The sequence below is a fragment of the Paraburkholderia fungorum genome (assembly GCF_902833645.1).
GTDB lineage: Bacteria > Pseudomonadota > Gammaproteobacteria > Burkholderiales > Burkholderiaceae > Paraburkholderia > Paraburkholderia fungorum.
This window is the reverse complement of record NZ_CADFGE010000012.1, coordinates 41,721-66,178: the sequence shown is the minus strand read 5'-3', so window position 1 is coordinate 66,178 and position 24,458 is coordinate 41,721. Positions and strand designations below refer to the sequence as shown.

21 protein-coding genes, 2 tRNA genes and 1 pseudogene are annotated in these 24,458 nt (G+C 64.1%); 16 read left to right on the top strand and 8 right to left on the bottom strand.

All coding sequences use genetic code 11. The annotated features are described in order from the left end of the window. Window positions 1-220: 220 nt before the first annotated feature. From HWX91_RS30140 to HWX91_RS30115, 6 genes are all read left to right on the top strand, one after another. Window positions 221-3,502: an Rne/Rng family ribonuclease gene (locus tag HWX91_RS30140; RefSeq protein ID WP_028199215.1), complete on the top strand. Its 3,282-nt coding sequence runs from the start codon at window positions 221-223 to the stop codon at window positions 3,500-3,502. 230 nt (window positions 3,503-3,732) lie between these two features. Further along, window positions 3,733-4,842 carry a GTP 3',8-cyclase MoaA gene (gene moaA, locus HWX91_RS30135; protein ID WP_028199216.1) on the top strand — a complete coding sequence of 370 codons (1,110 nt, stop codon included), beginning with the start codon at window positions 3,733-3,735 and terminating at the stop codon, window positions 4,840-4,842. Window positions 4,843-4,856: 14 nt separating this feature from the next. Then, complete coding sequence (gene mobA, locus HWX91_RS30130; protein ID WP_028199217.1) at window positions 4,857-5,471, top strand: molybdenum cofactor guanylyltransferase MobA; 615 nt, start codon at window positions 4,857-4,859, stop codon at window positions 5,469-5,471. A 77-nt stretch (window positions 5,472-5,548) separates the two neighbouring features. Further along, window positions 5,549-6,850, top strand: coding sequence for a molybdopterin molybdotransferase MoeA (moeA, locus tag HWX91_RS30125; protein WP_028199218.1), 1,302 nt, complete (start codon window positions 5,549-5,551; stop codon window positions 6,848-6,850). A gap of 76 nt (window positions 6,851-6,926) precedes the next feature. Next, window positions 6,927-7,202 carry a hypothetical protein gene (locus tag HWX91_RS30120; RefSeq protein WP_028199219.1) on the top strand — a complete coding sequence of 92 codons (276 nt, stop codon included), beginning with the start codon at window positions 6,927-6,929 and terminating at the stop codon, window positions 7,200-7,202. After that, the gene (locus HWX91_RS30115) at window positions 7,202-7,690 is read left to right on the top strand and encodes a GNAT family N-acetyltransferase (RefSeq protein ID WP_028199220.1); all 489 of its coding nucleotides are present in this window, start codon (window positions 7,202-7,204) and stop codon (window positions 7,688-7,690) included. Before HWX91_RS30120 ends, HWX91_RS30115 begins: the two co-directional genes overlap by 1 nt. Window positions 7,691-7,765: 75 nt before the next feature. On the opposite strand, the gene HWX91_RS30110 is transcribed toward HWX91_RS30115, so the two are convergent. From HWX91_RS30110 to pncB, 5 genes are all read right to left on the bottom strand, one after another. Then, window positions 7,766-9,214 carry a DNA recombination protein RmuC gene (locus HWX91_RS30110; RefSeq protein WP_028199221.1) on the bottom strand — a complete coding sequence of 483 codons (1,449 nt, stop codon included), beginning with the start codon at window positions 9,212-9,214 and terminating at the stop codon, window positions 7,766-7,768. After that, window positions 9,211-10,200, bottom strand: coding sequence for a 2-hydroxyacid dehydrogenase (locus HWX91_RS30105; RefSeq protein ID WP_028199222.1), 990 nt, complete (start codon window positions 10,198-10,200; stop codon window positions 9,211-9,213). The genes HWX91_RS30110 and HWX91_RS30105 overlap by 4 nt, the downstream gene beginning before the upstream one ends. A 66-nt stretch (window positions 10,201-10,266) precedes the next feature. Then, window positions 10,267-11,694, bottom strand: coding sequence for a sodium:proton antiporter (locus HWX91_RS30100; protein WP_028199223.1), 1,428 nt, complete (start codon window positions 11,692-11,694; stop codon window positions 10,267-10,269). Between the two features lie 66 nt (window positions 11,695-11,760). Further along, a complete protein-coding gene (locus HWX91_RS30095) occupies window positions 11,761-12,423 on the bottom strand; it encodes a LutC/YkgG family protein (protein WP_028199224.1) in 663 nt (220 codons plus the stop codon). 170 nt (window positions 12,424-12,593) lie between these two features. Then, window positions 12,594-13,793 (bottom strand): nicotinate phosphoribosyltransferase, encoded by a 1,200-nt coding sequence (gene pncB / locus HWX91_RS30090; RefSeq protein WP_028199225.1) that lies wholly within the window; start codon window positions 13,791-13,793, stop codon window positions 12,594-12,596. 280 nt (window positions 13,794-14,073) lie between these two features. Here pncB and fdxA point away from each other — a divergent pair, with 280 nt between their 5' ends. The 8 genes and pseudogenes from fdxA to HWX91_RS30050 all read left to right on the top strand — a co-directional run bounded on the left by fdxA (window position 14,074) and on the right by HWX91_RS30050 (window position 18,854). Beyond that, window positions 14,074-14,397 (top strand): ferredoxin FdxA, encoded by a 324-nt coding sequence (gene fdxA / locus HWX91_RS30085; protein WP_028199226.1) that lies wholly within the window; start codon window positions 14,074-14,076, stop codon window positions 14,395-14,397. A 117-nt stretch (window positions 14,398-14,514) separates the two neighbouring features. Then, window positions 14,515-14,590 (top strand) — tRNA-Asn (locus HWX91_RS30080). A 62-nt stretch (window positions 14,591-14,652) separates the two neighbouring features. Beyond that, a tRNA-Asn gene (locus HWX91_RS30075) sits at window positions 14,653-14,728 on the top strand. Between the two features lie 256 nt (window positions 14,729-14,984). Beyond that, a complete protein-coding gene (locus HWX91_RS30070) occupies window positions 14,985-15,461 on the top strand; it encodes a CreA family protein (protein WP_028199227.1) in 477 nt (158 codons plus the stop codon). A gap of 193 nt (window positions 15,462-15,654) precedes the next feature. After that, the gene (locus HWX91_RS30065) at window positions 15,655-16,482 is read left to right on the top strand and encodes a helix-turn-helix transcriptional regulator (protein WP_028199228.1); all 828 of its coding nucleotides are present in this window, start codon (window positions 15,655-15,657) and stop codon (window positions 16,480-16,482) included. 185 nt (window positions 16,483-16,667) lie between these two features. After that, window positions 16,668-17,420, top strand: a pseudogene (locus HWX91_RS30060) (AzlC family ABC transporter permease); the annotation flags it as partial. Between the two features lie 95 nt (window positions 17,421-17,515). After that, window positions 17,516-17,839, top strand: a complete 324-nt coding sequence (locus tag HWX91_RS30055) for an AzlD domain-containing protein (RefSeq protein WP_028199229.1) — start codon at window positions 17,516-17,518, stop codon at window positions 17,837-17,839. 241 nt (window positions 17,840-18,080) lie between these two features. Next, window positions 18,081-18,854, top strand: coding sequence for a DUF4088 family protein (locus tag HWX91_RS30050; protein ID WP_028199230.1), 774 nt, complete (start codon window positions 18,081-18,083; stop codon window positions 18,852-18,854). A gap of 17 nt (window positions 18,855-18,871) precedes the next feature. Here the strand turns inward: HWX91_RS30050 and HWX91_RS30045 are convergent, their stop codons facing one another. The 3 genes from HWX91_RS30045 to HWX91_RS30035 all read right to left on the bottom strand — a co-directional run bounded on the left by HWX91_RS30045 (window position 18,872) and on the right by HWX91_RS30035 (window position 22,133). Beyond that, a complete protein-coding gene (locus tag HWX91_RS30045) occupies window positions 18,872-21,100 on the bottom strand; it encodes an ATP-dependent helicase (protein WP_028199231.1) in 2,229 nt (742 codons plus the stop codon). A gap of 200 nt (window positions 21,101-21,300) precedes the next feature. Continuing rightward, complete coding sequence (locus HWX91_RS30040; RefSeq protein WP_028199232.1) at window positions 21,301-21,564, bottom strand: hypothetical protein; 264 nt, start codon at window positions 21,562-21,564, stop codon at window positions 21,301-21,303. 113 nt (window positions 21,565-21,677) lie between these two features. Continuing rightward, window positions 21,678-22,133 carry a hypothetical protein gene (locus HWX91_RS30035; RefSeq protein ID WP_028199233.1) on the bottom strand — a complete coding sequence of 152 codons (456 nt, stop codon included), beginning with the start codon at window positions 22,131-22,133 and terminating at the stop codon, window positions 21,678-21,680. Between the two features lie 314 nt (window positions 22,134-22,447). On the opposite strand from HWX91_RS30035, the gene HWX91_RS30030 reads away from it, so the two are divergent. Together HWX91_RS30030 and HWX91_RS30025 are read left to right on the top strand one after the other, a co-directional pair. Next, complete coding sequence (locus HWX91_RS30030; RefSeq protein ID WP_011489423.1) at window positions 22,448-22,666, top strand: RNA-binding S4 domain-containing protein; 219 nt, start codon at window positions 22,448-22,450, stop codon at window positions 22,664-22,666. Between the two features lie 266 nt (window positions 22,667-22,932). Then, entirely contained in the window at window positions 22,933-24,345 is a 1,413-nt protein-coding gene (locus tag HWX91_RS30025; RefSeq protein WP_028199234.1) for an MATE family efflux transporter, read from the top strand. The last annotated feature ends 113 nt before the right edge of the window (window positions 24,346-24,458 follow it).

Sequence of the window (24,458 nt, the reverse complement as noted above, 5' to 3'; positions counted from 1 at the left end):
GTGTCGGGTCGTTATTTGAAGCCGTGTTCGCATGTGCCCTGCGGCACCGTGCCCATTTTTTAATGGGGCCGGGCCCTCTCAGGCAATTCTCCCGCCATTTTTCCCGCTCCAGCGTGCTTGTGAAAACACAATAAGGCGCGGCATGCCGCTGCCCGCCTGGCTCTCGCGACTGACAACCGCGCAGCCAGGGGGTCTGGCTAAGCCGCTCTGGAGCCGTTCAATGAAACGAATGTTGTTCAACGCGACGCAGCAGGAAGAACTGCGCGTTGCCATCGTCGATGGGCAAAAACTCATCGATATCGACATCGAAACCGCCGGGCGCGAACAGCGCAAAGGCAATATTTACAAGGGCATCATCACCCGCATCGAGCCTTCGCTCGAAGCGTGTTTCGTCAACTACGGCGAAGACCGCCACGGCTTTTTGCCGTTCAAGGAAGTCGCCCGCCAGTACTTCCGCGACGGCGTCGACATGCGCTCCGCGCGCATCCAGGACGCCCTGAAAGAAGGTCAGGAACTGATCGTTCAGGTCGAAAAGGAAGAGCGCGGCAACAAGGGCGCGGCCCTCACCACCTTCATCTCGCTCGCCGGCCGGTATCTGGTTTTGATGCCGAACAACCCGCGCGGCGGCGGTGTGTCGCGCCGGATCGAAGGCGACGACCGTCAGGAACTGCGCGAAACCATGGCGCAGCTGCAATTGCCCGAAGGCATGAGCATCATCGCGCGCACGGCCGGGATTGGCCGCAGCGCCGAAGAGCTGCAGTGGGACCTGAACTACCTGATGCAACTGTGGCGCGCCATCGAGGCTGCGTCGCAAAGCGGTTCGAGCGGCCAGCCGATGCTGATCTATCTCGAATCGAGCCTTGTGATTCGCGCGATTCGCGACTATTTCCAGCCGGATATCGGCGAAATCCTGATCGACACCACCGAAATCCATGACCAGGCCCGCGCCTTCATGGATATCGTGATGCCGGACAATGTCAGCAAGGTGAAGCGGTACCACGACGACGTGCCGCTGTTCTCGCGCTTCCAGATCGAACACCAGATCGAAACCGCGTATTCGCGCACGGTGCCGCTGCCCTCGGGCGGCGCTATCGTGATCGACCACACGGAAGCACTGGTCGCGATCGACGTGAACTCGGCGCGCGCCACCAAGGGCGCGGACATCGAGGAAACCGCGGCACGCACCAACCTCGAAGCCGCCGACGAAGTGGCTCGCCAGTTGCGTCTGCGCGACCTGGGCGGCCTGATCGTGATCGACTTCATCGACATGGAATCGGCCAAGAGCCAGCGCGAAGTCGAGCAACGCCTGAAAGACGCGTTGAAGCACGACCGTGCGCGCGTCCAGATGGGCAAGATCTCGCGTTTCGGCCTGATGGAACTGTCGCGTCAACGTCTGCGCCCGGCCTTGTCGGAAGGCAGCCACGTGACCTGCCCGCGCTGTAACGGCACGGGGCACATCCGCGATACCGAATCGTCCGCGCTGCAAGTGCTGCGGATCATTCAGGAAGAAGCGATGAAGGAAAACACCGCGGCGATCCATTGCCAGGTGCCGGTCGAAGTAACCGCCTTCCTGTTGAATGAAAAGCGCGCGGAAATCAACAAGATCGAGTCGCGTTTCAAGGTCAACGTCGTTCTGATTCCGAACAAGCACCTCGACACGCCGCATTACAAGCTCGAGCGACTGCGTCACGACGACGCGCGCCTCGACGAGCCGCGCGCTTCGTGGAAGATGGCCGAAGAAGCGGCCCGCGAACTGGAATCGGAAACCGGTTACAGCAAGCGCGCTGAAGAAGTGAAGCCGAAGCAGGAAGCCGCGGTCAAGGGCATCACGCCTGAGAAGCCGGCCCCGAGCGCGCCGGTCCGCCCGGCAACCCCGGCTCCGGTCGCTGTCACGCCGGCCAGCGGCGGCTTTATCGGCTGGCTGAAGAATCTGTTCGGCATGCAGCCGGCCGCGCCGGCGCCTGTCGCACCGGCTCCGACCGAAAAGCAGGCGCGTCCGCAGCGCGGCGAACGCACGGAGCGCGGTGAGCGCACCGGCGAACGCGGTGGCGATCGCAACCGCAATCGCCGTGGCGGCGCAGGCGCACGCGATGCAGCGGGTCGTGGCGAAGGCGCAAGTGGCGGTCGTCAGGCTCAGGGCCAGCAGCCGTCGCAGCGTCGCGAGGAACGCGAACCGCGTGAAGGTCGTGAGACTCGCGAAGGGCGTGAACCGCGCGAGGCTCGTGAATCGCGTGAGCCGCGTGCCAACCGTGAGCAGCGCGAGCCGCGTGAGGCCCGTGAAGGCCGCGAACCGCGCGAGGCTCGTGAGCCGCGTGAAGGTCGTGAGGCCCGCGAAAATCGTGGCGCCGACCGTGCGGAAACCGTCGACGGCGCACCGCGTGCCGAACGCGGCGAGCGCCGTGAGCGCGGCGAGCGTGCTGAACGTGGCGAACGCCGCAAACAGCAGCCGGAAGCAGCAGAGGCACTGACGCAAAACGACGCGCAAACAGCGGAAGAGTTGGCGCAAAACCAGACCGCCTTGGGCGAGAACGGTGCGCCGGTCGATCAGGAAGCGGTGGCGCGTGAAGGTGAAGAGCGCCGTCGCCGCCGTCGCGGCCGTCGTGGTGGCCGTCGTGAGCGCGAAGAAGACGTCAACGGCAACCTGGCTGCAGACGTCGCGGAAGGCGAAAGCGACACCGCCAATGTGGCCGACGAAGCACCGGTACGCACCGCGCATCAGCCGGTCGAACACAAGGCTGAAGTCAACGAAGCAAACGACGTCAAGCCGGTGGAAGTGGTTGTCGCTGCTGTGGCGACGCAAACCGCTGTCGTCAGCGAACTGCATGCAGTAGCCGAAACGCCCGCTCTGGCGGTCGAGCAGGCGGCGAAGACGGAAACGGTTGTGCCGGTCGCGCAAGCACCGGAAGCACCGGTGGCGCAAGCCGCAGCCGCGCCGGTCGAAGCCGCGCAAGTTGCGCCGGCTGTCAGCGAGACGGTTTCGCTCGTCGAACCGGTCGCTCATGCCGAAACTGTGGCTGAACCCGCAGTCGAGACTCGCGTCGAAGCCCCCGCTGAGGCGCGGATCGAAACACCGGCAGTAGCCCCGGTTGTCGAAACGCAAGCCGCACCGGCTCCGGTAGAAACCGCAGCCCCCGTGGCCGTGGTCGAAGCACCGGCCGCCGAACCGGCGCCGCAAGCCGAGATCGTCGAAGCAAAACCGCCCGTCGCGGCCGTTGCTCCGGCATTTGAAGCGATTGCCGCACCGGCGCCAGTCGAAGCAGCGCCCGCCGCAGCCGCACCGCAAGCAGCGCGCAGCGCCGCTGTGTCGGCGGAAACCCTGAAGCCGGTGCTGGAACAAGCCGGTCTCGTCTGGGTGAACACCGACGCCGACAAGCTGCGGGCCGCGCAGGAAGCGGCAGCGCAGGCAGCCAGGCCGGTTCGCGTAGGTCGCGAGCGTAAGGCATTGCCGCCGCTCGAAACCGCGCCGATGCAAATGGTGGAAACCGGTAAGCATCCGCAGTAAGCGAGCCGCCCCCACGCAAAAAGCCCGCCGTCACCGGCGGGCTTTTTGTTTTATGGCATCGCGCGCCGTCCGGATTACAAGTTGCATGTCACTCCTCATATACCCGAACGGCATCCGGAGGCCGGCAGCGAGCAGGGACATTTCCGCTAGAATGAAGATCTGGGTGTCAATCGCAGCACTGGTTAAAGCCCCTTAGCAAGCCCAAAACGAAGCATCAAACGAAGCAATTCATGTCCCGACGCATCATCCCTGTTGCCGATCTCAGCGCGGTGCCGGTCATTTCCGGCCCAGTGCAGGCGCCCAGCGGCGTGCTGCACGACACGCTGGCGCGCCCGTTGCGCGATCTGCGCATCTCGGTGACGGATCGCTGCAACTTCCGCTGCGTCTACTGCATGCCGCGCGCGGTGTTCGACAAGGACTATGCGTTTTTGCCGCACAGCGCCCTGCTCAGCTTCGAAGAAATCGAACGGTTGGCGCGGCTCTTCGTCGCACACGGCGTCGAGAAAATCCGCCTTACGGGTGGCGAGCCGCTTCTGCGCAAAAATCTGGAACACCTGATCGAACGGCTCGCGCAACTCACCACGCCGCAAGGCCGCCCCCTCGACTTGACGCTGACCACTAACGGCTCGCTGCTGGAGCGCAAGGCGCGCAGCCTGAAAGACGCCGGCCTGACCCGTGTGACAGTGAGCCTCGACGCGCTCGACGACACGCTGTTTCGCCGCATGAACGATGCCGACTTCGCGGTCGCCGACGTGCTGGACGGAATTGCCGCGGCCGACGCGGTGGGGCTCGCGCCGGTCAAGGTCAACATGGTCGTCAAACGCGGCACCAACGACGGCGAGATCGTGCCGATGGCGCGCCACTTCAAAGGCTCGGGTGCGGTACTGCGCTTTATCGAGTATATGGACGTGGGTACGTCGAACGGCTGGAACATGACCGAAGTGCTGCCTTCCGCCGATGTCGTCACGCGCATCGCCGAGCATTTCCCGCTCGCGCCGCTCGAGGCGCACAGCGCGGCAGAGACCGCCCAGCGCTGGGGCTATGTGGACGGCGGCGGCGAGATCGGTGTGATTTCGAGTGTGACACGCGCGTTTTGCGGCAGTTGCACGCGCGCGCGCCTGTCGACGGAGGGCAAGCTGTACCTGTGCCTGTTCGCGTCGTCGGGTCACGACCTGCGCGCGTTGCTGCGCAGCGGGGCGAGCGACGCCGATATCGCCACCGCCGTCGCCGAGATCTGGCAAGACCGCCGCGACCGCTATTCGCAGTTACGTGGCAGCGGCGCCGCCGCATCGCGCGAGCAGGACGGCCGTCGGGTCGAAATGTCGTATATCGGCGGCTAAGACAGCCCGCATCCATGAATCCGACCAGCAAACATATCACCGGCCTGGTCCTCGCGGGTGGGCGCGGCATGCGCATGGGGGGCGTCGACAAGGGGCTCCAGACGCTGCACGGCGAACCGCTTGCCGCCCATGTGCTGAAGCGGCTCGCGCCGCAGACCGGCGCCCTGCTGATCAGCGCCAATCGTCATCCCGATGTCTACAGCACGCTCGGTGCGCCGTTCGGCGCCAGGGTGCTGGCCGATACCCTGCCCGGTTTCCCCGGACCGCTGGCCGGGCTGCTCGCAGGCTTGCGCGCAGCCGGCACGGCCTACATGCTGAGCGCGCCCTGCGACACGCCCGGGCTGCCCGCGGAACTCGCCGAACGCCTCGCACAGGCACTCGCGTCGAATCAAGCCGATATCGCCACCGTCACGACGACCGACGCCGCCGGCCAGGTCTCGCTCCACCCTGTCTTCGCGTTGCTGCGCACAGGTCTCGCAGACGACCTTGCGGCCTTTCTGGATGCCGGTGAGCGCAAGGTGCGCGCGTGGTACGCGCGCCACAAGACGGTCGAAGTCGCCTTTGCCGACGAGCGCGCGTTTTACAATATCAATTCGTTACAAGAACTCGCCGACCTCCAGCGCTGTTGAGGCCCCGGTTGAAATCCTGCTCCGGCCGCACGGCAACAGCCAGCCACACCCGCCCCGGTCGCGACGCTCAGCCCTCCATGACCACGCTTAACGAATTTTCCCGCTGCGTCGCGCAGTACGATCCTCACGCGCTACCTGTTTCGGCCGCCCAGGCGATCGTCCGTCAATGGGCCGCGCCGGTCACGGCGGTCGAACGCGTGCCCTTGCGCGATGCGCTCGACCGGGTACTCGCCGCCGACATCGTCTCGCCAATCGACGTCCCGTCGCACGACAATTCGGCAATGGACGGCTACGCGTTCAATCGCGCCGCATTGGCGACGGGCGAGTCCATCGTCGCTTTGACGATCGTCGGCAAAGCACTGGCCGGCCATCCGTTCGCGGGCCGCGTCGGCGCGACACAATGCGTGCGCATCATGACGGGTGCCTGCATGCCGTCTGACTGCGACACCGTCGTGCCACAGGAGCTTGTCGAGCGCAGTGCCGATTCCCAGTCGGTCCGATTTGCGGCCAACGCCGTGCAGGCCGGCGCGAACCGGCGCCTGGCGGGCGAAGACGTCGCTCGCGGCCATGCCGCGCTGCGCGCCGGCCGCATCATGCGTGCGTCGGATCTCGGTTTGCTGGCGTCGCTCGGCATCGGCGAAATCTACGTGCGGCGGCGCTTGCGCGTCGCATTTTTCTCCACCGGCGACGAACTTCGCTCGCTCGGCGAGCCGCTCGACCCGGGTTCGGTGTACGACAGCAATCGCTACACGTTATTTGCGATGCTGCGGCGCCTGAACATGGATACGCTCGATCTCGGTGTTGTGCGCGACGAACCCGCCGCGCTCGAAGCCGCGTTGCGCAGTGCCGCAGCCAGCGCCGACGTGGTGTTGACCTCGGGCGGCGTCTCGGTCGGCGAGGCGGATTTCACGAGACAATTGCTGCAGACGTTCGGCGACGTCGCATTCTGGAGTCTCGCGATGCGTCCGGGCCGGCCGCTCGCCTTCGGCCGCGTCTGGTCGGGCGACCATCCGGGTCTCGGGCTGCCCGCGCTGTTCTTTGGCTTGCCGGGCAATCCGGTGGCCGTGATGGTGACGTTCTACCAGATCGTGCGCGAAGCGCTGCTGCTGATGTCCGGCGCGACGCCGCAGGCACTGCCGCTGCTGCGAGCCGCCAGCCGCCAGCTCATCCGCAAGCGCGCCGGGCGCACCGAGTACCAGCGCGGCGTCGCCGGGCAGGACGCGCACGGCCAATGGCATGTCACGCCAACCGGCTCGCAAAGCTCAGGCGTGCTGAGTTCGATGAGCGAAGCCAATTGTTTCATCGTTCTCGGGCACGATGAATCCGACATTGCCGAGGGCGAGCATGTCGATATCATGCTGTTCGACGGTCTCATCTGATGCCTGAGGGAACGCCGCCGTGGCGGCTTCTTTGCAGCCCTACCCATTACCACTAAGACACACGGGTTTGACTTACATGAAAAAACAGATCTCGTTCATTGCACCGGGACAAACCGCCAAAGCGCTTATCCTCGTGTACCTGACATTCTCGGTGCCGATCGTGCTGCTTGGCGTGCTGGTGGCGTTCATCCGCTACGGCTCGGTCGAATTGAGCACGGTGTTCAGCGCGCTGCTGCTGAACGCGATTCTTGGCTTCGTTCTGCTGTGGATCGCCTGCCACGCGTACAACTGGGTGGCCTCGCGCTTCGGCGGCATCGAAATCCAGCTGACCGACGCGCCGGAAGAGGCGTGATGAGCGCGACGATCCGCGCCGCGACGCCTGAAGATACGGGCGCTATCTTCGCGTTGACGTACGAGTTGGCCGAATTCGAAAGCCTCACGCACGTATTCACCGCGACTGAAGACGGTTTGCGTGACGCCCTGTTCGGCGCGCGGCCCTCCATCGAAGCGCTGGTGGCGGAAAACGAAGGACGCATCGTCGGCTACGCGCTGTTCTTCCACAATTACTCGAGCTTCGTCGGCAAGCGCGGGCTGTATCTCGAAGATGTCTATGTTCAACCGGGTCAGCGCGGTAGCGGGCTAGGCGCCGCGATACTCGCGCGGCTGGCGGCGCTGGCAGTCGAGCGTAAATGCGCGCGCTTCGAATGGACCGTGCTCGACTGGAACAAGCAGGCCATTGGCTTCTACGAAAAACTGGGCGCCAAGGTCATGCCGGACTGGCGCGTTGTGCGCTTAACAGGCGAGGCACTGGAACGACTGGCCGCAGACGCTGCTTCCTGAGCTCGCGCTGGCTCGGCATCCGGGTCCGGCTCTCGTTTCGTGTCGAAAAAGGTCAGTCCCGAAAACGGTGCGGCTCTACTGCTCGTCCGGATCCACACCCGTTAGCGCGTCACCGAGCAACCCGCTCGCCTCTTCCCCGGGCAATGCCTCGACGTCACGCAGCTTGCGGCCCATCACGCGGGCGCGTGTTTCAGCGGCCTCGATCGAACGCGTGACAGTTTCAAGCTGCGCCTTGGTCCTCGCCAGCACGTCGCCGAATTTGCCGAACTCCGTCTTAACCGCGCCGAGCACCTGCCACACCTCGCTAGAACGCTTCTCGATAGCCAGCGTGCGGAATCCCATCTGCAAACTATTGAGCAGCGCAGTGAGCGTGGTCGGGCCGGCAATCGTCACGCGGTAGTCGCGTTGCAGCAGGTCCGTCAGACCGGGCCGGCGCAGGACTTCCGCGTACAGCCCTTCGGTCGGCAGGAACAGCAGTGCGAAATCCGTGGTGTGCGGCGGCGACACATACTTTTCCGCGATCGTGCGCGCCTCCGCCCGTATCCGCGCTTCGAGCGCGCGCGACGCCTCCTCCACGGCAACGGGGTCGGCGCGTTCCTGTGCTTCGATCAGCCGCTCGTAGTCTTCGCGCGGGAACTTGGCGTCGATCGGCAGCCAGACCGGCGTGGCCGGAGCACCCGTCTCGGCACGGCCCGGCAGTTTGATTGCGAACTCGACGCGATCGGCGCTCTTCGGCACCGTCGCGACGTTCTTCGCATATTGATCAGCCGTGAGCAATTGTTCGAGCAATGCCTCAAGCTGCACTTCGCCCCAGGTGCCGCGCGTCTTGACGTTGGTGAGCACCTTCTTCAGATCGCCGACGCCCGCAGCCAGCGTCTGCATCTCGCCCAGACCGCGATGCACCTGTTCCAGCCGGTCCGACACCAGCTTGAACGATTCTCCCAGGCGTTGTTCGAGCGTGGCATGCAATTTTTCGTCGACCGTGCGGCGCATTTCTTCGAGCTTGGTCGAATTGTTCGCCTCGATGTCTTTCAAACGCTGCTCGATGGTCGCGCGCACCTCCGCGAAGCGGCGATCGTTCGCCTCGGTGAGTTGGCCCAGTTGCAAGGCCAGCGTTTCGCCGAACTGCTTGAGCGTGCGTGCCTGCTCATCGCGCGCCTGCTGCGCCTGCTGTTGCAAGCTGTGACGCACTGCATCGAGTTGCTGCGCGAAGCCGTCGATCTTGCCGGCCTGCACCGTCGTCATGCTGCTGAATTGCGATGCCAGCGTTTGCTGAAACTGCGCGAAGCCACTGCTCTGCTCGGTACGGGAAACGCGCGCGGTTTCGGTGATGTCATTACGCAATTGCCGCTCGAGCCGCTCATAGGCATGCGACTGCGCATCCGCTGCCGCATCGATACGCTCGCCGAGAATCTCGAACTGCTCGCTTGCGTCGGCGCGACTGCTGCCGCGCATCAGCAATGCCAACGCGATGACCAAGGCGACCGCCAGCACAGCAACGGCCACCACCAGAATCATTGTCATGAACGCGCCTTGCCGATGACCTCGGGGTTGATCGGATTCGGCGGCCTGCCGGCGCGCGGTCCCTCACCCAAGGCCGCGATCAGATTGTCCGCGGCGAGGTTCGCCATGGCGCGGCGCGTGGCTTCGGTTGCGCTGGCGATGTGCGGCGTCAACACGACGTTGGGCACGCTCAGCAGATCCGGATTCAGATTCGGCTCGCCTTCATAGACATCGAGACCCGCTGCAGCAATCTGTTTCGTGCGCAGCGCTTCCACCAGTGCCGCATCGTCGACGATACCGCCGCGTGCGATGTTGGTCAGCGTTGCAGTCGGCTTCATCTGCGCAAGTTCGGCCGCGCCGATCGTGTGATGATTTTCCTTCGTGTACGGCAACACCAGCACCACGTGATCGGCGCGTTTCAGCAGGTCTTGCTTGGACACGTATTCGGCGTTCAACTCCGCCTCGATCTGCGCTGCGACGCGCGAACGGTTGTGATAGATCACCTGCATATTGAAGCCCTTCGCGCGGCGCGCCAGCGCCTGCCCGATCCGGCCCATGCCGATCACCCCCAATGTGGAACCGTACAGATCCGTGCCGAGAAAGCCGTCATAGGCCCACTTTTGCCACTTGCCGGCGCGCAGCCAGTGCTCCGATTCGGCAATGCGGCGCGCCGCGGCCATCATCAGCGCCCAGCCAAAATCCGCGGTCGATTCGTTCAGTACGTCCGGCGTATTGGTGCCGAGCACGTTGGCCGCATTAAAGGCGGCCATGTCGAAGTTGTTGTAGCCCACTGCCATGTTCGACACCACACGCAGGCGCGGCGCCGCGGCGAGCGCCGCCGCACCGACCGGATCGCCCGCGGTCAGCGCGCCGTCTTTGTCCGCGAGACGGCGTGTCAGTTCCTCGGCGGACAACACATCGCCCTGATTCCAGTCGACGTCGAAATACTGTTTGAGCCGTTCGATCACATCGGGAAAGATCGGACGGGCAACGAGGATCTTCTGCATTGCAATTCTCCGAATAGCGCGCCGGGCTCAATGGCCCCGGCGTCAAAATAAGCGGGAAACCAGGCGTCAAAAAAACAGCCAGCCGGTGATGAGAAACACGGGCACGAGCACCACGACAGACCAGCCGAGATACGCGAAAAAGCTCGGCATCCGAATGCCGCGCGACTCCGCGATCGCTTTCACCATGAAATTCGGCGCATTGCCGATATACGTGTTGGCGCCCATGAACACCGCCCCGGCCGAGATCGCCGCGAGCGTGGTGGCGCCGGTGGTCATCAGCGTCTGCGCGTCGCCGCCGGCCAGGTTGAAGAACACCAGGTAGGTCGGCGCATTGTCGAGAAACGACGATAGCAGGCCGGTCGCCCAGAAGTACATCAGGTCGTGCGGCTGCCCGGCCGGATTGACCAGATGGACGATGCCAGCAAACGCACCCGCCTCGCCGGCCCGCAGGATCGTGATGACCGGCGCGATCGTCACGAAAATACCGGCGAACAGCTTGGCGACTTCTTCGATCGGCGCCCAGTTGAAGTCATTGCCCGTGCGTGCGGCGCGCGGCGTCAACGCGAGCGAGAGCAGAGTGACGCCGATCAGCGCGACATCGCGCACGGCATTCTGCAACGCGACATGCGTACCGAAGACATCGAACACGACCTCCGACTTCCACAGTCCGCTCATCAGAACCAGCGCAATCACCGCAACAAGAAGCACGAAGTTGATCTTGCCGTCGATACCCAACGGCGGCGAATCCGGCGTCGGATCGAGAAACCGCGAGCGCTCTTCTTCACGCCGATGAAAATAGTACGAATCCAGCGCATAGAACGCGGTGAGCAGCACAACGCAGACGAATAGCATCGGCAACGCCAGATGCGTGGTGGTCCAGAAAAAACTGACACCCTGCAGGAAGCCGAGAAAGAGCGGCGGGTCACCGAGTGGCGACAAGGAGCCACCCGCGTTCGCGACCAGAAAGATGAAGAACACCACCACGTGAACAACATGCTTGCGATTGTCGTTGGCGCGCAGCAAAGGGCGGATCAGCAGCATCGCCGCGCCGGTCGTTCCCATGATGCTGGCCAGCAAGGTGCCCAGCGCGAGGATGGCGGTATTCAGCCGCGGCGTGCCATGCAGATTACCGCGCACGCAGATGCCGCCCGCGACGGTGTAGAGCGCCGTCAGCAATACGATGAACGGAATGTATTCTTCGAGCAATGCATGGACCAGCGTGCCGAATGCAACGCCGGAGCCGAAGGTCAGCGCAAACGGCGCCAGGAACAGCAGCGCCCACGCTGCTGCGATCTTGCCGAAATGGTGATGCCAGAATGCCGGCGCGACCAGCGGGAACACCGCGATCGACAGCAACACGCCCGCAAACGGCAAGCCCCACAGCGCCGACAACGACGCGCCGTCGAGCGTGGCTGCCGCGGCCAGTTGAGGCCACATTGCCAATGTCAGTGCAGCGGCAAGCACCATGCTCGCGCCTACGGCATGTCGTTTCATATCGTTGAAGTCCTTGTTATAACGGCGGCGGCTCGCGCCGTGAAGATACGCCGACGTGCACTACGCTCAGGCGCCGCGTACGACGATCGCATGGACCCGGTAAGGTCCATGCGCGCCAAGCACGATAGTCTGTTCGATATCGCCGGTACGCGAGGGCCCGGAGACGAAATTGACCGCACGCGGAAGTTCGCCGCGTTCGCTGCGGATCAGCGCGAAGGCCTCTTCATGCCCAGAGACGATGCGCGAAGCCGGCACGATCGCAATATGCGTTTCCGGCAGCAAGCCAGCCGATGCGTAGGTTTGCGGTCCGGACAGCAGCACAAGGGTGCCGGTCTCCGCGGTCGCGCAGAAGCAGCCGGTGAGGCCGACCGCGTCGCCGTCTTCGGGCTTGCGGAATTCGACGCTGAGCCCAGCTTCGGCCCATTGCAGATCTTGTAGTGTTTGCCAGGCGATCGCCTGCAGCGGCAATGCATGTTCGGTGAGATAGCGATGCGCGGCTGAAGGCACCTCGCTCAGCGTTTCGACCGTATCGACCGTGGTCGCCATTTTTTGCGCTTCTTCAATGAAACGCGTGGTCAGATCGGCCGGCATTTCCGGACGCGGACCTTGGGGATGGCGCGCCAGATAATCAGCGGCCGCCTCGCGCTCGGAAGCGGACGGCTCAGGCTCGCGCCCTTGCGCCGCGCGGATGCGCGCCAGGATGTTACGGCGGGCAATCGATGTATCCATATGCGAAATCCTCGTGTCGACAGCCGTGCGATATGGCGAGGATTATACCGGCCACCCTGCGCGCGAACACCCTGGCCGAACGGCCAGTCGCCGCGTATCAAGCCCGCCGCGAACGCGATCTCCGCGAGGTATCGGCCCATGAGTCGCCCATGGGCCGGGCTGACGCAGCGTTACTTCGCAGCGCCATCTTCCTCGGGTTGCGCAATGCCGAACACCTGGCGCAGATACGCCAGATAAGCCTTGTCCTCACACATGTTCTTGCCCGGCGAATCCGACAGCTTGGCGACCGGCTGGCCATTGCAGCGAACCATCTTGATGACGATCTGCAACGGGTTATAGCCGAGATCGTTGGTCAGATTGGTTCCTACGCCGAAGGCCAGTTTGCAGCGGCCACGGAAACGCTCGTACAGTTGCAGCACCTTCGGAATGTCGAGTGCGTCGGAAAACACCAGGATCTTGGTGCGCGGGTCGCAGCGGTTCGCCTCGTAGTGTTTGAGCAGGCGCTCGCCCCAGTCGAACGGGTCGCCGGAATCGTGGCGCGCGCCGTCGAACAGCTTGCAGAAGTACATGTCGAAGTCGCGCAGGAACGCCTCCATGCCGTACACGTCCGACAGGGCGATACCCAGGTCGCCGCGATATTCCTTCGCCCACATCTCGAAGCCGTAGATCTGCGAATCGCGCAGCCGCGGACCGAGCGCCTGGCACGCCTGCAGGTATTCATGCGCCATCGTGCCGAGCGGCGTGAGGCTGTGCTTCATTGCATAGAAGACGTTGCTGGTGCCGGCGAACTGCTCACCCAGACCGTCTTTCAGCGTGAGGATCACTTCCTCGTGCCATTGTTTCGAGAAGCGGCGGCGTGTGCCGTAGTCGGCGATCTTGCAGTCGGCGAATTCCGGGCGCGCGCCCAGCAGTTTCATCTTCTCGACGAGACGGTCGCGCCCTTCGCTGTAGTCAGGCTTTTGCTGGGTGTTGCGGAAATAGACCTCGTTTACGATCGCGAGCATCGGGATCTCGAACAGGATCGTGTGCAGCCACGGCCCCTTGATCTCGATGTCGATTTCGCCATTGCCCTTCGGCGACGGCTCGATCGAAATGTATTTCTCGTTCAGATGGAACAGCGCGAGAAACTCGATGAAGTCGCCCTTGATGAAGCGCATGCGCCGCAGGTAATCGAGTTCGTCGTCGGCGAAGCGCAGATCGCACAGCTTGCGCACTTCTTCGCGAATCTCGCCGATGTACGGCACGAGGTCGACATTCGGCGTGCGGCAGCGAAACCGGTACTCGACATTCGCCGCGGGAAAGTGATGCAACACCACTTGCATCATCGTGAACTTGTACAGATCGGTGTCGAGCAGCGAAGTAATAATCATGATGGCGCGAACTGGACTGCAGGAAAAACGGAAGGCTTGGCTCGACCAGACACGTCAACCCATGCGCGTGCGGCGCGCCCCGTGCGCACCGGTCTGACGGCATGTTACCCGAATGCGCCCGGATTCAGCGTGCCGCCGGGCGGCTGTGCCGGACGCCATAAACTAATCACAAAAACGTATAAAAGCCGTTGTGCGATGCCATATGCGGCTCTTGACGTTACGTTACAATAGCGCTTTTGGCGTTTCGCCTCCCCTGATTCCGCATGCAGGAGCTGCCTGAATGACTCACGTTGTGACCGAAAGCTGCATCAAGTGCCGCTATACCGACTGCGTCGATGTGTGCCCGGTGGACTGCTTTCGCGAAGGTCCCAACTTCCTCGCGATCGACCCCGATGAATGCATCGACTGCGCCGTGTGCGTGGCCGAGTGCCCGGTGAATGCCATCTATGCCGAAGAAGACGTGCCGAGCGACCAGCAGAACTTCATCGAGCTGAATGCCGATCTGGCGAAGAACTGGCCGAGCATCACCAAGACCAAGGCACCGCTGCCGGAAGCTGATGAATTCAAGGACGTGAAGGAAAAGCTGGCACTGCTCGCACGCTGAGCGGCGCGGCCCGCCTGCCGCCTTGCCGGATTCGACCCGAATCGAGATGAACGCAAGGTATTGACAGGTGCCTAAGCTGCCCCTACAATTTCGCTTCTCTGCTGTTTGTTGTTCTGTTCCTCGATAGCTCAGTCGGTAGAGCGCCGGACTGTTAATCCGTAGGTCCCTGGTTCGAGCCCAGGTCGAGGAGCCAAGAATTGCAAAAGCCCGTTAACCAATACGGGCTTTTTTATGTAGATCAAGTTGTACTGCTGTTCCTCGATAGCTCAGTCGGTAGAGCGCCGGACTGTTAATCCGTAGGTCCCTGGTTCGAGCCCAGGTCGAGGAGCCAAAAAATTTAGAAGGCCCGCATTCGTGCGGGCCTTTTTGTTTTGGCTGCACGTTCTGACCACACCTCCCGGCGCTGCCTGCTTCAACCCCGGATCAGGTGGCTGAACTCGGGGGTCGGCCGTTTTTCTCCAGTTGGAAAATAGCGCACGATCCAGGGCATTTGCACCGGCCCTCTGAGACCCACGCCGTTATACGATGCTGCTTTGTCGGCGCAACGCCCTCTCGCGCTCAATCCCTCCATCTTTCCCGGCCAGCTCATGAAATCGACCTTGTTGCGCATCGCGCTTGCAGCCACCGCCGCCCTGCTGCTGTCCCCGGCACACAGCGAAGAAGTGGGCAGCGTCAATACCAACTTCCGTGTCACGGGCTCCGACCGCGTGGTCGTCGAAGCCTATGACGACCCGCTGGTCCAGGGCGTGACCTGTTACGTGTCGCGGGCGCGCACCGGTGGCGTCAAGGGTACGCTCGGCATCGCCGAAGATCCGACCGAAGCGTCGATCGCCTGCCGTCAGGTCAGCGAGATTCACTTCACGGGGCCGGTGAAAAAGCAGGCCGACGTGTTCTCCGTGAGCATGTCGCTGATCTTCAAATCGCTGCATGTGGTGCGCGTGGTCGACACGAAGCGCAACACGCTCGTGTACATGACCTATAGCGACCGCGTCGTCAGCGGCAGCGCGAAAAACAGCGTGACCGCCGTGGCGATGCCGGCCGGCACGACGATCCCGGTCAAGTAAGCCCCGGAGCCTACGGTAAAACTCACGGCGTAAAGGCCTGGGCCGCATGCGTGACGGCGCCCGCGGCGGCCATGCCGCGCTAAACTAAGGGGTCCAGCCGACCGGCCTGCCGGCCACCGGTATGCCGGCCACCGGTATGCCGGCCACCGGAACGCCGGCCGCCGGCAGGTTTGCCGGACCACGGACCTTCACCATGACCGCCCATCACTTCCAGGACTCCGCCCGCTACTGGCGCACGCCGCTTCTGCCCGGCGCGGATCTGCTCACGGCCGAATATCACGATCACGAGTTCACGCCGCATTGGCACGATGCGTACACGATTCCGGTGATTGTCGCGGGCGCGGAGTGCTATCGGTATCTGGGTTCGGACTATGTCGCCGAAGCGGGCAGCGTGCCGATCATCAATCCCGGCGAGTTGCATACAGGGTCAAAGGCTATCGAAGCAGGCTGGCGGTATCGCGTGATGTACGCGCCCGTGCCCTTCATCCACGACCTCGCCGGCCAGGTGGCCGGCAAACCGCAGGCCTTGCCCTGGTTTGCACCGGGCGTGATCCGCGACCCCGATCTGGCGCATCGGCTGGCGCGCGCGCACCGTTTGCTGGAGGCCGGCGACGACCCGCTCGCCGCCGAAGCCGCGATGCTCGACGCGCTGTCCACCTTGCTGGTCCGCTACGCCCAAACACGCCCGAGGCCGTCGCGCCCCGCCGCCGACGACGCCCGTGTTGCGACAATGCAGGAGCGCCTGACAGGCGACCTCGCCGAGCCGGTTACGCTCGCCGAAGTCGCACAGGCCGCGGGGCTGTCGTCCTTTCACGCGGCTCGTCTTTTCACGCAGACCACCGGCTTGCCGCCGCATGCATGGCGCAATCAGGTGCGCTTGCAACGCGCGCTCGCACCGCTACGGGCCGGCGTCTCCGTCACGGAGGTCGCCGCGGCCTCCGGTTTCACGGATCAGAGCCATTTCACGCGCCATTTCCGGCGCATGTTCGGCGTGCCGCCAGGACGCTGGCAAGGAAACTGATGCGACGCGCCCGTGGGCACCCGCCCCCCGCAGCGCCCCGGCATTCATGCCCCATCCGCGCAATTGCCGCCAACGCAGCCTGAGCGCCGCAAGCACACGATCCGCGCCGCCTCATCTCCCACCGCAAGAACGTACAAGCGCCAGCCGCCACCGCTCGCTATGCTTGCCCAATCAAGGAGGCAAGATTGACCCATTCCAACCCCGGCCGGCCCTCGGGCACAGGCCACTTAAAAGAATTCACCGCCGGCGCGCGCGACATTATCCCGATGATGGTCGGCGCGGCGCCCTTCGGCGTGATTTTTGGCACCCTCGTCGCGTCCGGCCCGCTGCATCTATGGCACGGGCAACTGATGTCGCTCGTCGTATTCGCCGGCTCGGCGCAATTCATCGCGCTCGGCCTGATCGCCGGCCACGCCAGCTTTGCGCTGATCTGGGCGACCACGCTGGTCGTCAACCTGCGTCACGTGCTGTACAGCGCGACGCTCGCGCCGCACGTCGCGCATCTGTCCGCGCGCTGGCGCTGGGCGCTTGGCGCGCTGCTCACCGACGAAGTCTTCGCGGTCGCGTGGGAGCATTACCGGCATCGGGAGCCCGGCACCGTCGGCCCGCACTATTTCTTTGGCGCGGGTCTGGCCATGTACCTGAACTGGCAGATCTGGACCGTCGCCGGCCTGCTGTTCGGCGCGGCCTTTCCAGGACTGCAGTCGCTCGGGCTCGACTTCGCGATGGTCGCGACCTTCATTGCGATCGTCGTGCCGCAACTCGTCGCGCTGCGCTATATCGCGGCGGCGGCCACCGCGGGTACGCTGGCGTTCTTCTGGCAAGCCTGGCCGTACAAGCTCGGCCTGCTCGGCGCGGTGTTCGCGGGTGTGGCAATCGGTGTCCTGCTGTCAGCGCCCCGATTCGGGCGAGGCGCGCAGGGCAATCGTGAATCGTCCGAGGACGCCTCACGCGATAACTCTCAGGCAGCTCGACGGGAAACCCCGCGGGAAACCCCACGCCAAACCTCGCAGGAAACCATGGAGGCGTCGCGATGAACTACGTCGTTTTGATCCTCGGCATGGCCGCGATTACGTGGGTGATCCGCGCCGCCGTCTTCGTGCTCGGCGACCGGCTGGTCTTTCCGCCGCTCATGCGCACCGCGCTCGGTTTCGTCCCCGTTACCGTGCTGACCGCGATCATCGTCCCGATGGCGGTCTCGCCGCACGGCACCCAGGCCGAATTGACCTGGCGCAATCCGCAACTGGTCGGAGCCCTGGCGGCCATCGCGGTCAGCGCGCTGACGCGGCGGCCACTCCTGACCATCGCGGTCGGCCTGACGGTCTTTTTTGTCTGGCAAGGCGTCGTGCTGAAATAGGCGTGCCCCGCGCGCTCTGGCGACGCTTCCCTCTAAAGCCGTCGCCAGAACGTCGCCTACCCTTAAGTTTCCCTTAATTCCGCCGATATGCAGTCGAGGTCCGCTCATCGGGATACCCCCGCTGGTTACGCGGCAACAGGCAGGAATCAACCGCGCCGGCATTCGGCGTCGCGTCTCACCGGGCCCGGATGCGTTCGGGCGATGCGACGAGGCCGCGCGGCAGGACCAAACGGGATAACACATGGGTCAAATCACCCTCACGCTCAAAGACGAGACCATTGCGACGCTGCGCAAGGATTTCGATGCGTTTCTGCGGGTTTCGCTGAAGCTCGATCCGCAGTTCGCGACGCCGTCGTTTGAGGATTTTTTGCGCGCCAAGCTACTCGACAACATGGTGCCGCTGACAGAACACGCAGTTCAGCGGATGTTGCAAGGCGGCCAGTACGCGTGGGCGAAACGCACGCTGGACAAGGAATTCCCGGACGTCGTGGCGATTCTGATGCGGCAGGCGGGGGAATTCGGTTTCGGCTTTGCAGCCCGCTCGGAATGGACGCCTGAAGAGCTCGCCAAGCATTGCCGCGACTGGGCCGCGGCCATCGTCAAGGAAGCGGAAGGCGACGCCGCGCTGATCGATCCGCTCGCGGCCCAGATCAAAAGCGCGGCGCAGGACATCCAGGCGCTCGAGGAAATCATGCAGACGCCGGCCTGGCGTCTGGTGGAATCGCTGCGTCAACGCGTCTATGAAGCCAAGGTGGCGTGCGAAACGAACGTGGGCAGCACGGCGCGCGAAAAGCTCGGTGAGTTGCGCGGACTACTGCGTCTGGGAATTTCGCACGGCTCGTTCCAGAAGCAGGAAGCGCAGCAGATCATGGAGTACCTGCGCCTGCTGAAGCCGGAGATTTTCATCGAAGAACCGTATGACGTGTTCTCACGCCTCGCCGCATGGTTGCGCAATTTCTTTGTGCCGCCGCGCCCGGTGCCGCAACAGCAGCAACAACAGCGGCAGTCGCGGTAATCGCAGTAAAAGCCGGCTCAGTCCCACATCTTCCTGAGCCTCGCGCCAATTTCGATCTTCGCCTGCGCCGCCGCGGCCAGCCCCGCCGCCGTCGGCGCGCTCGGCACCGGCACGCGCGGCCACGCATAGGCGTCGAATAAAGGCATCAGATGCGCCGGAATGAACCGGGTGCGCGACGCCCATACGTGACGGTCGCCCAGATGAGTCTGGTTGTGCACGTAAAAGCGCTGCGGCACGACGATATGCAGGTCCTCCTTCGCGCGCGTCATCGCCACGTATAGCAGGCGGCGCTCCTCGTCGATTTCCTCTTCGCTGCCGGTGCCGAGATCGGACGGAATGCAGCCATCCACGCCATTCAGGACGAACACGTTGCGCCACTCCTGCCCCTTCGCCGAATGAATCGTGGACAGGATCAGGTAGTCCTCGTCGATTAGCGGCACGCCGGATTCGTCGCTGGTGGCGTCGGGCGGATCGAGCGTCAACTCGGTCAGAAAACGCTCGCGCGACGGGTACGTGCCCGCGATGCTTTCCATCTGCAGCACGTCCGCATGACGGATCGCCGCGTCTTCGTGATTGCGTTCGAGATGCGGCTCGTACCAGCGCCGCACCATTTCGAACTCGGCCGGCCACGGCGTCTCACGCCCGTACACGCTCGACATCAGCTTGACGAACGGATGCCAGTCTTCCCGCGCGCGGGCGGGCGGCGCAAAGGCAGCCAGCGCACCACCTGCGCTCCGGGTGAAATCGGCCGGATTGCCGGCGCCTGCCCGCGCCGCGACCTCGTCCAGCACCTTCGCGGCGGTAGTGGGACCGACGCCCGGCAGCAATTGCACGACCCGAAAACCGGCGACGCGGTCGCGTGGATTCTCCGCCCAGCGCAGCACGGCGAGCACATCCTTGACATGCACCGAGTCGAGAAACTTCAGGCCGCCGAACTTCACGAACGGAATATTGCGGCGGGTCAATTCGATCTCGAGCGCCGCGCTGTGATGAGCCGCGCGAAACAGCACCGCCTGGGACTTGAGCTTCATGCCTTGCTCGCGCGCTTCGAGCACCTGCTCGACGATGTAGCGCGCCTGATCTGCTTCGTCGGCGACCGTCACCAGACGCGGGCGCTGCGCCGAGGCCTTGTCGGTCCACAGATTCTTCGTGTAGCGCTCGCTGGCCAGCTCGATCACCGCATTCGACGCCGCCAGAATCGGCTCGGTCGAGCGGTAATTGCGCTCAAGCGTAATCTGCGTCGCGGGCGGATCGAAGTGCCCCGGAAAATCGAGAATATTGCGCACGGTCGCGCCGCGAAACGAATAGATCGACTGGGCGTCGTCGCCGACCACGGTCAGGCCACGGCCATCGGGTTTTAGCGCGAGCAGGATCGACGCCTGCAGGCGATTGGTGTCCTGATACTCGTCGACCAGCACGTGATCGAAGCGGGCTGACAGATCGGCCGCGATGGCCGGCTCGGCGGCCATATGCGACCAGTAGAGCAGCAGATCGTCATAGTCGAGCACGCTCTGCTTCTGCTTGGCTTCGGTGTACGAGGCGAACAGCCTGCGCAGATCGGCCTCCCACTCGCGGCACCAGGGGAACGCGCTGTCGAGCACGTCGGCGAGCGACGCGCCGGTGTTCACCACGCGCGAGTAAATCGCAAAGCAGGTGCCCTTGGCCGGAAAGCGCCGCTCTTTCGCGGACAAACCGAGCTCGTGGCGCACCAGATTCATCAGGTCGGCGGAATCCTCACGGTCGTTGATCGTGAAGGCGGGCGCGAGGCCGATCAGGTCCGCGTATTCGCGCAAAAGCCGCGCGCCGACGCTATGGAAGGTTCCGGACCACGTCAGCCCTTGCGCCAACGCAGCCCGCGTACCGAGCGCCGCGCCGGCGATGCGCGTGACGCGGCGGGTCATTTCGAGCGCAGCGCGGCGTGAGAAGGTCAGCAGCAGAATACGGCGCGGATCGGCGCCCTTCACCACCAGATTGGCGACCCGATGCGCCAGCGTATTGGTCTTGCCGGAACCCGCCCCCGCTATCACCAGCAGCGCGCCGGGCGGCGCGTTGGGACTGTCAGCGCCATATTCGACGGCTTCGCGTTGCGCGTCGTTGAGTTTGGTCAGCCAGTCGGCGGTATCAGAATGAGGATGAGGATGGGTACCGGAATCGGCATCGACCGGTGACGGAGATTCAGCGACGGAGAGCACGATGGATTCGGGCCTGAGAGGGAGTGGACGCGGCGACGCATACTGTATATCCATACAACCCGCTGAGACAAGCGACCCTTTTTTAACAACGCCGCCAAGCTCCGCGAGGTCTCGCGAAATGAGCGTCGCGGCCGGTCGACCAAGCGAAGCAAACCAAGCATAAAAAATGGCCCGGGCGCACACACGCTCCGGGCCATTCTGGCGACGACGCCGGGCAACGCGTTCGCGACGCGTTGCCTCCCATCGAAGTAGTCTTACTGCTTCTTCGCGTCCTTCAAACTGGCGTCGGCGTTCGCCTTGTCGGCGTCGGCCTGCGCATCGGTCTTTTGCTTGTCGGCCTTGGCTTGCGCCACCGAGGCCTTCTTGTCAGCCTTCGCCTGTTCCTTGGCCGCTTTCTTGTCGGCGTGGGTCACCGGCGCGGCGGCCGGGTCGCTCGCCTGCGCGAACGCGACTGACGACAGGCAACCGGCAATCAGCGCGGCGTAAATCCGGTTCTTCATCGGCTGGGTGATGTTCATGCGATACCTCCGTACAACGGGAATGCGGGTCAATCAGACAGCTTGCACAGCCCCGCTTCACGCCGCGGAAAACCGGGTGAAGCGGGCCGCACAGGACGTGTCAGAACTCGGGCTTAGTGCTTCACGTCGGCGCCGTCGTCCTGAGCGGCAGCCTGGCCTTGCATGTTCATCTTCATTTCGTTGTTGGCGGCCTGCTTGTCAGCCTTCTGGTTGATCTTGGCGTCGCGCACCTGCTCCTTGTACTGCGACTTGGCAGCCTTTTCCTGCTGCTTCAACTCGGTCTTGGACGCCTTCTTCGACGCCTTGTATTCGGCATTGGCCTGCGCGTTTGCCTCACGCTTCTGGACCAGCGGATCGGTCGAGCCCGATGCCGTCAGACGCGTCGGCGCCGGCGTGACCGGCTGCACACCCTGCGCGGCCGGTGCGGCGGGCGCGTCAACGGCGCCCTGGGCCTGGACTTGTGCCTGGCCATTCATCCCCGCGGCCGGTTGCGCGGTCTGCGCGAAAGCAGCGGTAGCGGCAAATGCAGTCAGGGCGGTACCGATCAGGAGCGAACGAATCTGAGTCATGGCGAAATCCTCTCTAAAATTGTTGTGACACGGGCGCCGCATCCAGTGCGGCATACGGATGAGCGATTCATGCCTCTCGCCCGGTCTATTCGCTGCTGGAAAAATTCAGCAGGCTTTCCTACAGACCCGCACTTTACGAGTGAAGTTCGTTATGTACGACCAGTGTTACGGAACGTTTCATTTTCTGACAAAAGTACAACATCACATAACAACTGCTTGCAATTGCCAGTGCAAGGTCCAAACCCACCGGGACTTTCATTCAAGGCCAGCTTCTGCCTTATGATGCGAACCCTTTGCTCCAACGCGCAAACGCCATGCCCAACCTCGATTTCACACTGACCGGCGACTACGTCGAACTGCACAATCTTCTGAAGATAACGGGGCTCGCCGACAGTGGCGGGTCCGCAAAAATGATGGTCGCGGACGGCGCGGTGACCGTCGACGGTCGGGTCGAAACGCGTAAAACCTGCAAAATCCGCGCGGGCCAGGTCGTGCTGCTGGGCGATACGCGAATTGCGGTGCATGAGGCCTGACGCCCCCGGAGTCTGAAAACCAGTCCGAGAACTCGGAAGACCGCACGCACCAAAATCGTGCTTCCTCCATCGACATCCCCGTGCTGAAGCAATAAGCTGTCGGTTTCGACAGACAAACAATCGGCTGACAGCCGCCCTACGCCCCGGTGAGCCGCCCGCGCCACCCCGCCAACGGCACGCAAGCCGCGGGAGTCGCATGCGCCGTGCGGCTCCGTGCGGCTTACACCGCCGCCGCGCTGTCACCCCATTCCGCCTCCAGGCGCTCCATGACTCAATCCGGCTTCACCCGGGTGGCCGCCCGGCCGCCGACTTTATCCCGCCACGCCGCCGATACCGCCCGGCTGGCGGCGCCGCTCGCCATCGCCCAACTGTCGCAAATGGCGATGGGCGTCACCGATACGATCCTGCTCGGCTCGCTCGGCCCCGACGCTCTGGCAGCCGGCGGTCTCGGCGCCAATCTGTTCTTCGTCGTGGTCACGCTGCTGCAAGGCGTGCTGACCTCCGTCAGCGTGAGCGTGTCGCATGCGCGCGGCGCGCAGGACGAAGGCCGCGTGCCGCACATCTACTGGACCGGTTTCGTCTTATCCGTCCTGCTGTCGGTGCCCGCGTTCTTCCTGCTGTCGTTCGCCACGCCGATCCTGCTGGCGTTCGGCGAACCCGCACTGCTTGCCCACAACGTCGGCGAATACGCGGCGGTGCTGCGCTGGGGCTCGCTCGGCAGCCTGATCGGCGTCGGCCTGATGCGCTCGTTCCTGCCGGCCATCGGTGCGGCCAAACGGCTCCTGTGGGTGTCGCTCGTCAGTGTGTTCGTCAATGGTTTTCTCAATTACGGGCTGATTCACGGCGTCTACGGCTTGCCTCGTCTCGGCTTTCTCGGTTCGGCGGCGGCCACCTCGATCACCGTCTGGCTGAGCGCGCTCGTGCTGATGGCCTTGCTGCATCTGCGGCCCCGCTATAGACACTTTGTCGTCGCCACGCGGCCGAACGTGCCGTTGATGGGCGAGCTATTCGGCATCGGCTGGCCGGTCGCGATTACCTACGGCGTCGAGTCGACCCTGTTCCTCGCCACCGGCCTGATGGTCGGCCTGCTCGGCGAGTCGCAACTGGCCGCGCATCAGATCGCGTTGAACGTCGCGTCCGTCGCCTTCATGGTGCCGCTCGCGATCGGCCAGGCGGCCAATGTGCGGGTCGGCTACTGGTCCGGCGCGGGGCAGCCGCTCGCCGCGCGCCACGCGGGTTTCGTCGCGCTCGCGCTCGGCGTCGGTTTCATGACGCTGTCCGGCATCGTGCTGATCGCGGCGCCGCATTGGATCGTGGGCCTGTATCTGCATCTCGACGACCCGGCCAACGCGGCCACGGTCACGCTGGCGAGTTCGCTGCTCGGCGTGGCCGCGATCTTCCAGATCGTCGACGGCATGCAGACGGTCGGCTCAGGCTGCCTGCGCGGCCTGAAGGACACGCGCGTGCCGATGATCGCCGCGACGTTCGGGTACTGGGTGATCGGCTTTCCGACCGGCTATGTGCTGGCCTTTCACTTCGGGCTGGGCGCGCGCGGTTTGTGGTGGGGTCTCGCGGCCGGCCTCGCCAGCGTGGCGCTGCTGATGACCTTGCGCTTTCACAAGCTGAGCTTGCGGCGCATGCCGGTCGCGCCAGACGCGCCGCCGGCCACCTCGGCCTGAGTTCGGCCTGAGTTCGGCATGAATTCCGCATGAGGTCCGCCTGCGCCTCACAAGAGCGGCTCTGAACCACGCAACGCCCGGATGGTTGCGCCCGCAACCATCGTTTCCCGGAA